13 protein-coding genes are annotated in these 13,798 nt (G+C 46.4%); 6 read left to right on the forward strand and 7 right to left on the reverse strand.

Translation table 11 applies throughout. The annotated features are described in order from the left end of the window. Positions 1-4 precede the first annotated feature (4 nt). From mraY to mraZ, 7 genes are read right to left on the reverse strand one after another with little or no spacing between them, the layout of a single operon-like run. Positions 5-1,078 (reverse strand): phospho-N-acetylmuramoyl-pentapeptide-transferase, encoded by a 1,074-nt coding sequence (gene mraY / locus F461_RS0106175; RefSeq protein WP_020000278.1) that lies wholly within the window; start codon positions 1,076-1,078, stop codon positions 5-7. After that, positions 1,068-2,510: a UDP-N-acetylmuramoyl-tripeptide--D-alanyl-D-alanine ligase gene (locus F461_RS0106180; protein ID WP_020000279.1), complete on the reverse strand. Its 1,443-nt coding sequence runs from the start codon at positions 2,508-2,510 to the stop codon at positions 1,068-1,070. The genes mraY and F461_RS0106180 overlap by 11 nt, the downstream gene beginning before the upstream one ends. Then, positions 2,510-3,955: a UDP-N-acetylmuramoyl-L-alanyl-D-glutamate--2,6-diaminopimelate ligase gene (locus F461_RS0106185; protein ID WP_026364651.1), complete on the reverse strand. Its 1,446-nt coding sequence runs from the start codon at positions 3,953-3,955 to the stop codon at positions 2,510-2,512. Before F461_RS0106185 ends, F461_RS0106180 begins: the two co-directional genes overlap by 1 nt. 1 nt (position 3,956) lies before the next feature. Further along, positions 3,957-5,978 (reverse strand): penicillin-binding transpeptidase domain-containing protein, encoded by a 2,022-nt coding sequence (locus tag F461_RS0106190; protein WP_234702108.1) that lies wholly within the window; start codon positions 5,976-5,978, stop codon positions 3,957-3,959. 10 nt (positions 5,979-5,988) lie between these two features. Further along, positions 5,989-6,282, reverse strand: coding sequence for a hypothetical protein (locus F461_RS0106195; RefSeq protein ID WP_020000282.1), 294 nt, complete (start codon positions 6,280-6,282; stop codon positions 5,989-5,991). Positions 6,283-6,292: 10 nt separating this feature from the next. Continuing rightward, positions 6,293-7,270, reverse strand: a complete 978-nt coding sequence (gene rsmH, locus F461_RS0106200; protein WP_020000283.1) for a 16S rRNA (cytosine(1402)-N(4))-methyltransferase RsmH — start codon at positions 7,268-7,270, stop codon at positions 6,293-6,295. Between the two features lie 17 nt (positions 7,271-7,287). Further along, complete coding sequence (gene mraZ / locus F461_RS0106205; protein WP_020000284.1) at positions 7,288-7,737, reverse strand: division/cell wall cluster transcriptional repressor MraZ; 450 nt, start codon at positions 7,735-7,737, stop codon at positions 7,288-7,290. 154 nt (positions 7,738-7,891) lie between these two features. On the opposite strand from mraZ, the gene pyk reads away from it, so the two are divergent. From pyk to F461_RS19305, 6 genes are all read left to right on the forward strand, one after another. After that, the gene (pyk, locus tag F461_RS0106210; protein ID WP_020000285.1) at positions 7,892-9,304 is read left to right on the forward strand and encodes a pyruvate kinase; all 1,413 of its coding nucleotides are present in this window, start codon (positions 7,892-7,894) and stop codon (positions 9,302-9,304) included. 2 nt (positions 9,305-9,306) lie between these two features. Beyond that, on the forward strand, positions 9,307-10,305 hold the full coding sequence (locus F461_RS0106215) for an HD-GYP domain-containing protein (protein ID WP_020000286.1): 999 nt from the start codon (positions 9,307-9,309) through the stop codon (positions 10,303-10,305). A 181-nt stretch (positions 10,306-10,486) separates the two neighbouring features. Then, positions 10,487-11,731 carry an efflux RND transporter periplasmic adaptor subunit gene (locus F461_RS0106220; RefSeq protein ID WP_020000287.1) on the forward strand — a complete coding sequence of 415 codons (1,245 nt, stop codon included), beginning with the start codon at positions 10,487-10,489 and terminating at the stop codon, positions 11,729-11,731. A 5-nt stretch (positions 11,732-11,736) separates the two neighbouring features. After that, positions 11,737-12,468 (forward strand): ABC transporter ATP-binding protein, encoded by a 732-nt coding sequence (locus F461_RS0106225; RefSeq protein WP_020000288.1) that lies wholly within the window; start codon positions 11,737-11,739, stop codon positions 12,466-12,468. A gap of 7 nt (positions 12,469-12,475) precedes the next feature. After that, positions 12,476-13,399 carry a glycine betaine ABC transporter substrate-binding protein gene (locus tag F461_RS0106230; RefSeq protein WP_020000289.1) on the forward strand — a complete coding sequence of 308 codons (924 nt, stop codon included), beginning with the start codon at positions 12,476-12,478 and terminating at the stop codon, positions 13,397-13,399. A gap of 226 nt (positions 13,400-13,625) precedes the next feature. Continuing rightward, on the forward strand, positions 13,626-13,793 hold the full coding sequence (locus tag F461_RS19305; protein ID WP_020000291.1) for a symporter small accessory protein: 168 nt from the start codon (positions 13,626-13,628) through the stop codon (positions 13,791-13,793). Positions 13,794-13,798: the final 5 nt, after the last annotated feature.

Consider the following 13,798-nt stretch of genomic DNA (forward strand, 5'->3'; position numbering starts at 1 on the left):
CTCCTTAACGCAGTTTGAGAACGCTGAGAGCCATTACGCCAAGTAAGATCGAAATGATCCAGAAGCGGATAATGACTTTAGATTCCGGAATGCCACTTATTTCAAAGTGGTGATGGATTGGTGCCATCTTGAATATCCTTTTTTTCCGCAGCTTATAGGAACCTACCTGCAAAATTACAGACAAGGTTTCCACAACAAACAAGCCACCGACAACGATCATCATCAGTTCCTGCTTGCAGAGCACAGAAATAAATCCAAGAGTACCGCCAATAGAAAGTGAACCGACATCACCCATAAAAACCTGTGCCGGATACGCATTGAACCACAGGAAACCAAGCCCTGCGCCCACAAGCGCTCCGCAAAAAACGGTAATTTCACCTACTCCAGGCACCCCTGCAACTTGCAGATACTGCGAGAGTGCAGCGTGACCGGCAATATATACGAAAACACCATATACAAGTGCGGTGACAACAGCAGGTACAATGGCAAGCCCATCCATACCGTCTGTAAGGTTCACACCGTTTGATGAGCCGATAATAACCAGCATGGCAAACGGGATATAAAAGAGTCCAAGATCCGGACTCACATTTTTAAAAAGTGGAACATATAACTCTGTGGAGTATGCCGGAAGCTGCACCAGCAGGAACAAGGCAACTCCGGAAATAACTATCTGACCTAAGAACTTGGCACGGGCGGATAAGCCCTGATTTTCTTTACGGCGTAACTTTGTAAAGTCATCCATAAAACCGACAAGTCCGAACCCTGCGTATACAAGCAAGGTAAGCCAGACATACGGGTTAGTTAAATCACACCATAACAGTGTGCTGGTTATGAGTGAAAACGCGATCAATACGCCGCCCATTGTAGGCGTACCAGCTTTACTGGTGTGACAGGCCACTTCAGACTGAATGTACTGTCCGCACTTGATCTTTTTTAGCCAGTTAATGAAATACGGGCCCAAAACGATTGAAAGAATAAGGGCTGTAAGTAGCGCCCCAACAGTTCGAAACGAAATGTATTTAAATACATTCAAAAAGCTCAGATCAGAACTGAGCGGGTAAAGCAGATTATAAAGCACCAGTTATCCCCGTTGTTCTGCCACGACAACAGTTGTCGCAGAACACAGAAACAAAACGCTCCAGCTTATTACCACGTGACCCCTTAAATAAGATGACTCCGTTGTTTACACTAAGCGTTCTGCAAAGATTAAGAAATTGCTGCGGTGTTTCCACGCAGTGGAATTCCCCGGTAAAGTTAGTCTCATCAAGACCTTCTTTCACCGCATTGCGGTTTTTGCCAATCCAGCACACAACGTCAGCTTTCGATTCAGTAATCTTTTCACCAAGTTTTTTGTGTGCCTCGTAAGCCTGCTCCCCCAGTTCCAGCATTTCACCCAATACCAAAACAAGCGGCTTATCTTCTGCCAACTCTGCTGCTGTTTCCAGCGCTCGGGCACAAGAAAGCGGATTCGAATTATAACAATCGTCTATAACAAGCCAGTTTCCACGCTGGGAACAATTAAACCGTTTTTCCGGTAATGTTGCCTGCGCAAAACCCTGAATTATTTCTGTAGACTTAAGCCCGATAATGTCTGCGGCGGCAGCAACTGCGATCACGTTCTCGGCTGCAAAAGCCCCCCTGAACGGAGCAGTCACTTCGAACTCTTTGCCACATAAATTAACACGATATTTTCCCTGAACTTCTGATACAGGCCCGCTGTATTCTGCGTAGTAACCACATTCAGGATCTTTAATACTAAAATACCGCATTTCATTAAATTGTCGGGCGCACGCTTCTGTCAGTTCTGGATAATCGGCAGAGACAAGCCCTACACCACCCTGCTGAACATATTTTAGAAGCTGCGATTTATAATGAGCTACACCCTTGTCACCCAGACCTTCTGTGTGACCTTCGCCCACGTTCAAAATAATGCCAAGGTCAGGTCGCAGAATAGCGCCAAGCTCGTCCATATCGTTCGGCTTGCTGATGCCTGCTTCCATAACCCAATATTTTTCATCACCGGATGCGCCAAGCATTGATACCGGCAATCCGATCTGATTATTTAAATTAAGATGATTTCTAGCTGTGGTACCGCGGACGGAAAGAACCTCTGCAAGTAATTCCTTTACAGTTGTTTTCCCTGCAGTTCCGGTAATACCGGTGACAATAGCTTTGGTAAGCAGACGATGATACGCTGCCAGCCTTCCGAGAGCCACCACACAATCCTGAACCATCAACAGAGGTACGCCGCCTTCACGGCATTCCATGTCCATCATTTCTTCCATGGAAAAAGGAGGACGTTCTGCAACAATAGCGCATGCGCCATGCTCAAGTGCTGCTTTCGCAAAGTTATGGCCATCAAACCGTTCGCCTGAAATACAAAAGAACAGTTCACCGCGCTTCAGCACGCGGCTATCAGTCTGCACACCGGCAGGTACCGTACTTTCCGAGTCACCAAGGAAACCCACAGCCCCCATTGCGCTCTGAATCTGACCGAGCGTTAACTTCACTAGAGCAACTCCTTAAGAATTGCCTGATCGCTGAATGATACTTTTTTAGTACCGATTACCTGATAGTCTTCGTGGCCTTTACCAGCCACAAGGATACAATCACCAGGTGTCGCAATGGATACTGCAAGCTCAAGAGCTTTTTTACGATCCACTTCAACATGTACTTCTTTACAATCAGCAAGACCCGGCTTCACATCTTCAAGAATAGCGTCAGGATTTTCTGTACGCGGGTTATCAGAAGTTAACACCGCGACATCAGATCCCTTTGCCACTGCCTCACCCATTATCGGGCGTTTTGTACGGTCACGATCGCCGCCGCAGCCGAACACGGTAATTATGCGCTTAAACCCTGTCTCACGCAGAGCGGAAAGAACGTTCACCAGCGCATCAGGAGTATGTGCGTAGTCAACAAAAGCATAAATACCTTTGTCTGTCGGAATACGCTCCAGACGCCCGCAAACACCGTTGTATCCGGAAAGACACTGCATCTGATCCGGAGTAAGTCCCATACCGATACCCACAGCCATCGCTGCAAGCAGGTTGGAAGCGTTATGTGTACCTACCATCGGTGAAACAATATTCCACTCCTTCCCTTCGAAGGACATGTGGAGATGAAGGCCATCCACGGTAGACTCAACAATGTTGCCACGTAAAATCCGGCAACCTTCAATTTCCCTACCGGTCAAAGTAAAGCCGATACCGTTCGTGAGCTCCGGCAACAGACGCTTACCATACTCATCATCGATATTCACAACACCGAGCTTTGCAATGTCCGGAACTGTGGTAAACAACTTTTTCTTTGCTTCATAATAGGTTTCCATATCCCCATGGTAATCCAGATGATCCTGTGTCACGTTTGTGAGCACACCACCGGCAAAACGAATACCGGAAGAACGATTCTGATCAAGAGCATGGGAGGAAACTTCCATAAAGGCATACTCAACACCGGCAGCTTCCATCCGGGAAAGGAGAGAATGCTGTTTTAAACAATCAGGTGTTGTCATGCTGGCAACGATCTCCGTACCCGGCCAGCGATACGCAACGGTGCCAATAACACCTGTTTTGCGCCCTGCCTGAGCAAAAAGATATTCCAGAATGCTGGTTACGGTTGTTTTGCCGTTTGTACCGGTAACACCCACCAGTTTCAAATTCAGGTTCGCCGTTCCAAAACGGGCAGAGGCTAACTTACCAAGAGTTTCTTTTGGATTCTCAGCCACAACAAATACCGCATCGGCAGAATCTGCTGGAATATTATCTTTGCTGCATACAATGTATGCTGCACCATTCTCAATGGCGTTTCCGATAAATTTCCCACCATCAACAGAAGCACCCGGAAGCGCGATAAACACGTCTCCCTGCTTCACTTTTCGGGAATCAATATGCAGCGTTAGCAAGCCGGTTGCTACCTGCTGCTCCAGCTGTTCCATAGGTATTATCTGCGCCATATTACGATTGCTCCGATAGCCACAGTGTATATTGCTGTTTACTTCCGGCAGACCACTTTGCACCTGCTGCCGGTTTTTGTTTTTTTACAAAAGCGCCACTGCCCATTACAGAAGGTATAATGCCCTGACGCGCATAAACTTCCATTGCGAAGCGTATAGACCTGCCCCGTAAGTCCGGAATTGAATTTCCGGAAACCTGCGGCTTGCCGCCTACATCAAAACGTCGCTCACCATATTTTGGGATAAGTGTTGACGGAATTGCAGATGCAAGAAGACGGGACTTTTCAAAGTCGGGCAATGTGCCATTGAGAGCCATGTACCGCATAGCGATTTCTTTAAAAGCTGGTGCGGCAACCTTGCTCCCGTAATAGTTTTTTGCAGGTTCATCAACAACAACTAATATGATGAACTCTGGATTTAACGCCGGAATCAGCCCGACGAATGAAGAAGTATACTTACTGCCGTACCCGCCACTGCGGGCTGCTTTTTGCGCTGTGCCTGTTTTTCCACCGATAGAAACACCAGAAATGGCAGCACTTTTCCCTGTACCGGACTCAACAACATCCTGCATCATTTTTAACACAGTATGTGTTGTTTCTTCTGAGAATACCCGCTGGGAGTTTTCTTTCAGCACCTCTTCACGTAATGGAAAATTTTTTACCAGCCGCAACGGTTTTCGTACTCCACCATTTGCAAGAACAAGGTAGGCCTCTGCCAACTGTGGCAGTGTTGAAGCAAAGCCCTGTCCAAATGCTGCGTTGGCAAGGTCAACCTGTGTCCAGTTCTTTAGTGGTCGCAGGATTCCGGAGGACTGACCAGCCAGTGGCAACGCCGCTTTTTTGCCAAAGCCCAACCGCACAAGGTAGTCACGATACTTGGTTGCACCAAGTTCAAGTCCAATTTTGGCTGTGCCGATATTGCTGGAATAACTCAGCACTTTTTTTGCAGTAAGCCACTGTAATTTTTTCGTGTCACGAATCCGGACATTGTGCAGCTTCCATTTGCCATTTTCACAAAAAAACAAGGAATCCGGTTCAATAATTTTTTCTTCCAATGCTGCCGCCATAAGAAACGGCTTAATGGTTGAACCCATTTCAAGCACGTCCTGCGCAATGTGGTCACGACGCTGACTGGAAGAATACTGTCCAAACACGTTCGGATTAAACATAGGAGCCTGAGCCCATGCAAGGATATCACCGCTGGCAACATCAACAACCATGGCTCCACCCCATTTTGCATCATACGCATTAACGGCATACTGAACGGCCTGCTCTGCAAAGAACTGAACCTCTGAATCAATGGTCAGGCTTATGTCATCACCCTGTAGCGGAGTAGTTTCTTCTGCACCTTGCAAAAAAAGCCTCCGACCAGCGGCATCACGCTGCACAACAAATTTAGAGGAGGACCCGGTGAGCGTTTTATTAAATGCATACTCAATACCAGCAAGTCCCTTCTCGTCTACACCAACATAACCGAGCAGGTTACCGGTCAACATTTTATTCGGGTATATCCGCCCGAATTCAGTCTGAAGATATACGCCTTTCAGTCCTTGTTTTTTAATGGCAGCAGCTGTCCTGTCGTCGATTTTTCTTTTTATCCAGACAAAATTCCGACCTTTTTTTATCTTCTTACGAATAAATTTGGGATCAACCTTCAGAATATTGGCAAGACGAACTGAGACGGTATACGGGCTTTCCACTTCATAGGGACGCACAAAGACAGATTTAATGGCAAGAGTTGATGCCAGTACCCTGTTATCCCTATCAAGAATTTTGCCTCGCCGCCCTGTTACCAGTTCCGATGTAAGATGCTGGCGAAGTGCCCTGCCGCTCAAATTTTGCGTATCCACAACCTGCAAACTATAGGCTCGCCCCCATAAAGAGCACCACACTACCGCCATAAGTGCTGCAACGCACAAAAACCGCACGCGGCTCCAGTCCCGCTTTTGTGAAGCGGAAGCCCGGTTTGCCGAGGCGGTTCTTTTTGATCGGGAAAGTGATTTGGTTCGCGTTGCCCTGGCCACGGTCACTCCGTCATTCCTTAATAGGTTTGTTACCCAGTTGCCGTATCTGCCCGACCTGAGCGGCCTGCATACCAAGTCGGGCGGCTTCTTTCTTCAACCTGTACGGAGACAACAAGTTGTCCCGTTCTAACTGAAGTCTGGCTGTATGGGCTTTCTTTTTATTGACACTGACCTGAAGCTCTTTCAGGGCATAGCCCATGTTCACCTGCTCAATATTCAACCACACAGTGGTAAGACACAGAGCCAAAGTGACTACTCCGGAAAGGACCAATGCAAGAATCCATACATCAAACTTTTTGGCCATTAGCTTCTCGCTACAGTTTTTCAACCACGCGCAATTTTGCGCTGGAAGAACGGGAGTTGATCTTACGTTCTTCTTCGGTTGCAGTAACCGGCTTTTTGGTTAGCAACTTAACATTCGGGGTATGGTTGCAAATACAAACAGGAATCTGTTTCGGACAAATACATCCGGTTGATTCTTCCTTGAACATGCGTTTGACCATACGGTCTTCCAAAGAATGGAAGGTAATTACCGCAAGTCGCCCACCCGGGCGAAGATGATCCAAAATGCGTTTCAAAAATGCTTCAAGCTCTTCTAATTCGCTGTTAACGACCATACGCAACGCCTGAAAAGTTCGTGTTGCAGGATGGTTTCTAGATTTAGCGCGCCACTTGGCCGGATACGCTTTTTCTACAATTGAAGCCAACTGTGTGGTGGTTTCAATCGGAGCAATCGAACGTGCTTCTAGAATTGCTTTTGCAATGCGTCCACACATCGGATCCTCACCATATCGGCCAATAATAAATTTTAACTTTTCGTATGAAGCCTTATTTACAATGGAGCTTGCTGGCGGCATGCCTCCGGCAGGGTCCATACGCATATCAAGCGGTCCTTCTATTTTAAAACTGAACCCACGCTCCGGTTGGTCAATCTGCATAGAAGAAACACCAATATCGATAAGTGCCCCGTCAAGTTCATCCCACCCAGCATCACGCAGCACCATTTCAAATTCGCTGAACTTGGCATGGGCGGTTACAACATAATCTCTAAACGGCTCAAGACGCTTGCGGGCGCGTTCAAGAGTTTCAAGATCTCTATCAATACCGAGCAGATGCGCTTTACCTTCTGCTTTTTTCAACAAAGCTTCGCTATGCCCCGCGAGACCAAGGGTACCATCCAAATAGTATCCCCCCGGTTTCGGGTCGAGATAGTCGATCACTTCGTTCAGCAACACCGAGACATGATCGCCCCATTCTTGCTGGTTTTGTGCGCTATCCTGTTCGGAACTCATTACTAATCACCTTATTCCTAAATCGGGAAATCAATCCCACTTTCTGTTAATTCGTCGGCCACATCATCAAAGTTGAGTGTCATCAGATCTTCAAACCGAGTTTTATCCCAAATCTCGAACTTGCTTCCCTGCCCAACAATCACTATTTCTCTTTGAAGTCCACCGTATGCCATATGGTCCGCAGGAATTCTGATGCGTCCCTGCTTATCCACAATAATTTCTTCGGCTCCGCCAATAACGAGTCTTCGAAAATGACGCAACTTAAGAGATGGATTTTTTAATCGATGAAATTTTTGTTCGAACTCTTCCCAATCAGGCAGAGGAAAGCCCATTACACACCTGTCGTAGGTGGTAAGGACAAGAGTCCCGCCTTCTGAGCGAGATAGAAGAATGTCCCTAAAGGCTGAGGGGAGCATTACCCTACCCTTATTATCGAGACTTCGGTGGGATCGGCCTCTGAAATACATATTTCACCTCTACCACCTTTTACCACACTTTACCACCCCAACTATTATAGAATGCCATCTCCCCAAATTTGTAAATAGACGCATACAAACTAAAACCGGTTTCACGCTTCAATAGCTCTTGACAATATGTTGCAAATCACAAAATATCGATAACATGAGAACTAAAATTATTGCCACCATTGGTCCGGCCAGTAACTCCCGACAAAAATTGTCAGAGCTTATCGAAGCCGGCGTACGAATTTTCAGGCTTAACTTCTCTCATGGTGATGCGACCATGTTTGAAGGTCTTATTGCACTTATCCGTGAACTCGAAACAGAGTACGAGACTCCAATTACCATCCTTCAGGACCTTTCCGGCCCTAAAATGCGTATTGGTCAGCTTAGCGAAGACAGCTATACGCTGAAAAAGCATGACCGTCTCGTTCTCGGCCCTTCCGGTTCCGAACACGTGCGTCAACTTCCTTTCATTCCGTTCGATGTTCCTGAGATCATGGAAACTCTGGAAATCGGCGACAAAATCGTGCTCGCAGACGGTGTTCTTCCGTTCCGCGTAACCGAAAAACTCGACCTCGGCGCATTCGAGATCGAATGTCGTAACGACGGATTCCTGACCTCCCGTAAAGGTCTTGCTCTTCCAGGTAAGCCGATCAACCTTCCGGCTATGACCGAAAAAGACCAGAAAGACCTGCGTGACGGTCTGCGTCTCGGTGTTGATGCTTGCGCTCTCTCCTTTGTTCAGACTGCTGCTGACATTGAAGTTGCACGCAAAATCATCCTCGAATCTGGCAAGAACATTCCAATTATCGCAAAGCTTGAGCGCCAGAACTCTGTCACCAACCTCGATGCTATCCTCGAAGTTACAGACATCATTATGGTTGCCCGTGGCGACCTTGGAGTTGAATGTCCGCTCCCACAGCTTCCTGCTATGCAAAAACGCATTATCGAAGCATGTAACCGCGCAGGGAAACCGGTAATTGTTGCAACCCAAATGCTTCTGTCTATGGTGAACAACCCTGTTCCTACCCGGGCAGAAACTACTGACGTTGCAAACGCAGTGCTTGACGGTACTGACTGTCTTATGCTTTCCGAAGAAACCGCTATGGGTAACTATCCGGTACAGACAGTTAAATATATGACGAACATTGCTCAAGAAGCAGAGAAATACTACTTTGAGCAAGAGCGTGACATGACTCCAAGCAAAGGTCAGGCTACTCCGGACTTCCTTGCGTACTCTGCATGTCTCATGGCTGAAAAAGTAGAAGCTAAAGCGCTTGTCTGCCACTCTAACAGTGGCACATCCGCCCGTCTTTTATCAGCCCGACGTCCAAATCAACTCGTTCACGCACTCACTCCGAATGAAAATGTTCGCCGTGCCCTGAACTTCTCATGGGGAGTTGTCAGCGATCCTATTGACAAATCTATTGAAGCCCACCTACAACGAGCTGAAACATTTGTTGAAACATCCCCTGAATTCCATGCTGGTGATCGAGTTGTTATTACTGCAGGACAGCCTAAACCGGGAGGACAAGCCAGGGGTACAAACTTGGTTAAAATCTACCATAAGTAAGTATGACAACTGACCACTCCGCTGCTTCAGAAAGCTTTAGAGAAGCCTATTACCAGATAGCGAAATCTATTCTGGAAAGCTTTCCGAAATACAGGCCACCACTGGACCTGTTCGTATTCAAAGATGAGTCTGCCACACTTGAGACCTTTTGCCGTAAGGGCCAAAGGCTCTCCAACGAGCAGGTAGATGAGATCCACAGCCTTTGTGCTGCCGGAAGCCTGTTTGTAGCCCGAGCAGACCATTCGGTTTACTTTAAGCACATTGTCAAACAGCTTGACCTCGTGCTTGTTGATGAAAACTTGAAACAGAGTGAAGTAGCTGAAGTTATTATTCAGGCGTTAACCATCCGCCTTGAAGAATTCATGGATCAGCCTGTACGCCCGATGTTTGAAAAGCTGTACAAGGACGTCATGGTCTTTACAGAGTTTCTTTCTCAGGACAAGTTTCGTATTAAGCTCTTCATGCGTCGTTTAATTACGGAAGAGTATGCGCTTAGCTCACACTCACTGAACACAGCGATAACCGGTATCTGGCTCTTCTTTGAAACCCGCAAGGATTTCAAACGCAGAGACTTAGACAAGGCAGCGCTGGCGCTCTTGCTTCACGATATTGGAATGTCAAAAGTACCTTCCTTTATCCTGTCTAAAAAAGAGCCGCTGAACCGTGATGAGCGTGCAAAAATTATCGAACATGCCCTTCAGGGTGGAAAAGTAGTACACAAACTCGGTTTTGCTTTCGATGAAATGGTGCAGGCAATTATGCAGCACCATGAGCGGTTGGATGGATCAGGATACCCTAACAAACTTAAAGGTGATGATATTGGCTGGTTCGGCAGACTTACTGCTGTTGCCGATTCCTTCAGCGCAATGATTACAGACCGTAATTATGCTAAAGCGATACCGCCGGCTGAAGCTGCTGTTTCCCTTCAAAAAGATGACAAGCGGTACGACAGCAAATACGCCTCCTTGCTTAATGCTGCGTATGCCACCAATCTGTTTTAGCATCACCGCTATTACGCCCATAAGAGACCACTGTTCTACAGTGGTCTTTTTTTATGCCCGAAGTTCTAACCGTCCCTTACTACAGGTATGATTATTCTTCAGCCATCTCTCTTAGAATAGCTATCACTCTCATGGTTAGAGTACAGTTGAGCAGTCTCTACACAGAAAAGGACATATACGAATGCGTAAACGGACTGTTATTTTTTTATCTGTGCTTATAACCGTATTGCTCATTTCTGGAGCAGTGTGGTTTATCAGTGTGCAGCAAAAAGGCAGTTCAATAAAAGTATTACAGACAGTTCAAGTTCAGCGTGGCAGCGTATCGGTTCAACTCAAATCCACTGGAATAGTTCAGCCGCAAGTTGGCGCTGTTGTCAAAACGGGTACTCGTGCCACCGGTGAAATTGAACGCATGCTCGTCCATGTTGGTGACAAGGTTGAAAAAGGAGTACTCATTGCAAAAATTGACGACAGAGAAGAACGGGCAGCCTATCTGATTCAAGAAGCAGCGTTAAGGCAAGCACAGGCAGAGTTGGTTAATGTAAACAAAACCTATCCACTGCAAATAGAACAGGCACAGGCCACTCTTAACGGCTCTCTTGCAAAACGGCGGTATACGTATCTCACATGGCAACGCAGAACAGCACTCGTTGCTACCGGAGTTTTGGAACAGGCATCACTTGATGAGGCATATCAGGACTATGTTGTGGCAGTTACACAAGCTAAAGCAGACAAAGAAGCACTCCGCCTTGTAGAAGAAAACTATGCAACCGCCATTATTAATGCTGTTGAAGCCGTTGCTTCAGCACAGGCAGAGTTAGAAAACGCCAATATCCAAATCAGCTATACCGAAATTTATGCGCCAATCACCGGCCTTGTAAGTCAGGTAACCGCACAGGAAGGTGAAACAGTCGTAGCCGGATTGCAGGTTGCAAACCTGATTACCATTCTGGATCCAACCCGCCTTGAAATGCTCATCTATGTCGACGAAACGGATGTCGGAACAGTCACCAGCGGAATGGCGGTTAACTTTACTGTAGATGCTTACCCGAATGTCATTTTCAGAGGAACTGTTTCTCAAATTTATCCTGAAGCGGTGGTGCAGGATAACATTGTCTACTATCAAGCCCTTGTTCCGCTCTCACCAGAAACGGCTATCCAGCTCCGACCTGAAATGACCACTCAATGTTCCATTATTACCAAAGAAATAGACAGCGTACTTGTCGTCCCCAATGACGCAATCAAATGGGTAGACGGCAAAAAATACATTTATATCGTGGATGAAAACGACAGAGCAACGCCTGTTTCGCCTGAATTGGGTGTAATGGGAGAGAACAATACTGAAATAGTGTCCGGCATCAAAGAAGGGGATAGGGTTGCCACGCGGATTATTATTCCAACCACGCAAACAGCTGATGACAAGTAAAGCTCATGAACAAACCAGTAATAGAAACAAAAGGCTTAACAAGAACATTTCTACAGGGCGGGCAAACTATTAATGCGATAAAGCCCCTTGATATGGTCATCAACCATGGTGAACTTGTTGCTATTCAGGGCACATCCGGTTCGGGAAAATCCACGTTGCTTCATCTTCTTGCACTACTCGACCGACCAACTGCCGGTTCATACTTTTTGGATGGTACAGACACAGCGAAAATGTCTGACAACGAACAAAGTGACGCTCGAAACAGGCTCATCGGAATTGTCTTCCAAAATTTCTATCTTATCCCTTATGCAACCGCCGTAGAAAACGTTATGCTCCCCGGTCTCTATCGACGAGGCAAACAGCCCCGAATCCGTCAACGCGCTGAAGACCTTCTGGAGTCAGTCGGGCTTGGAAACCGCATTAACTTTAAACCGTCCAGCCTTTCCGGAGGCCAGCAACAGCGTGTGGCGTTGGCCCGTGCAATGTTCAACAATCCACCGCTCCTTTTAGCAGACGAACCCACAGGTCAGCTGGACACAACCACAAGCAACGAAATTCTCGACTTATTCGAACAAATTAATAAGACCGGAAAGACCATCATCCTTGTCACACATGATCCACTTACGGCGGATACCGCTAGACGCCACATCACCTTTAAAGACGGGGAAGTAGTAAGCGATAAGGAACAGCCTGCTACCCGCAAAAAAGACCAACGTACAGTCTCGAACAATAAGTGAGGAAGTTATGTATAAACAAATTATTACACTATTTTTTACAGTAACACTTATGGTAACAGCTATTCCTGCATCAGCAGAAAAAGCTCCTATTCGATTTGCAGTACCACCATGGTCAGGTGCCATGGTAAAAGCAGAAATCGCCACCCAAATACTTGAGGCCATCGGCTATACAACCGCTACCACGCCCATGGATGCAAGCGAAGCCTACGAAGCTCTTAAAAATGGCGATGTTGATGTATTCATGAGCGCTTGGCTCCCTACACAGGAAATGCTGCTTGCCCCGCTATTAAAAAATAACTCCGTACATGTTGCTGGCGCCAACGTTGAACACGCTCGAACCGGCCTCTGTGTTCCGGGATACGTAAGTAAAAAGGGAGTCACTTCGATTACAGATCTTGCACCGAGCGCTGCAAAGTTTGACTCAACTATCTACAATATTGAGCCGACCTCTGGCATGTATCTCGTTGTTGACAAGTACATTCATAACGACTTTGAAGGACTCGGCAGCTGGAAACAGAAAGGGACATCAATAGACAACATGCTTGGTAATGTAATCAAAGCATTCAAAGAAAAACAGTGGATTGTGTTCAGTTGCTGGGAACCGCACTGGATGAACATTACACTTGATATGCGATATCTAAAAGGTGTGAAAGGCTCTGAAGAGCTTATTGCAGAAAACACCATCAACACACTTATACGCCCAGAGTTGAAGACTACATATCAGACTCCCTACATGATTCTTTCCCGCTTCAAAATTGACAAGCTCACACAGGGAAAATGGACATACGATGTTTCGTTAAAAGGACAGTCTGTAAAAGAAACAGCCACTTCATGGATCAAGGGCAACCTCAATGTAGTTCGCCAGTGGCTTGGAAATCTTAAAGTAGCCAATGGCAAAAGAGCTGTTGATATCATCGAAACAAAGTTTTGATTTTCAACAAAGTCGAACTTGACATTTTTGTACAAGTCGTTGTAGTTGGAGAAATATGAACAAGCTCACCACCAACATCTTTTATGCATTTTTTGATTTCCGCGGCATTCAGGCCTGCGGATCGGTCGAGTATGTTCAAACATAACGTAATATAACTCTATGCACCGATGAAACCGCAGGCGAAAGTCTGCGGTTTTTTTTATACCCAATCACAAGGAAGGCACTCATGTTACTAGGACTTGGAAGTATTGAAACGGCCCTGCCGTACTGGCTTTGCATTTTATCAACAATTGGCTGCATCGTTTACGGAATTAAGAACTGGAACAATGCAGGTACGCCTGACACCGTCACAGCTGAAGTTGAATCAATAGTGCAAAATTGCACGGATAATTAAAAGGA

The organism is Halodesulfovibrio aestuarii DSM 17919 = ATCC 29578 (assembly GCF_000384815.1).
In the GTDB taxonomy this organism is placed as follows: Bacteria; Desulfobacterota; Desulfovibrionia; order Desulfovibrionales; family Desulfovibrionaceae; genus Halodesulfovibrio; species Halodesulfovibrio aestuarii.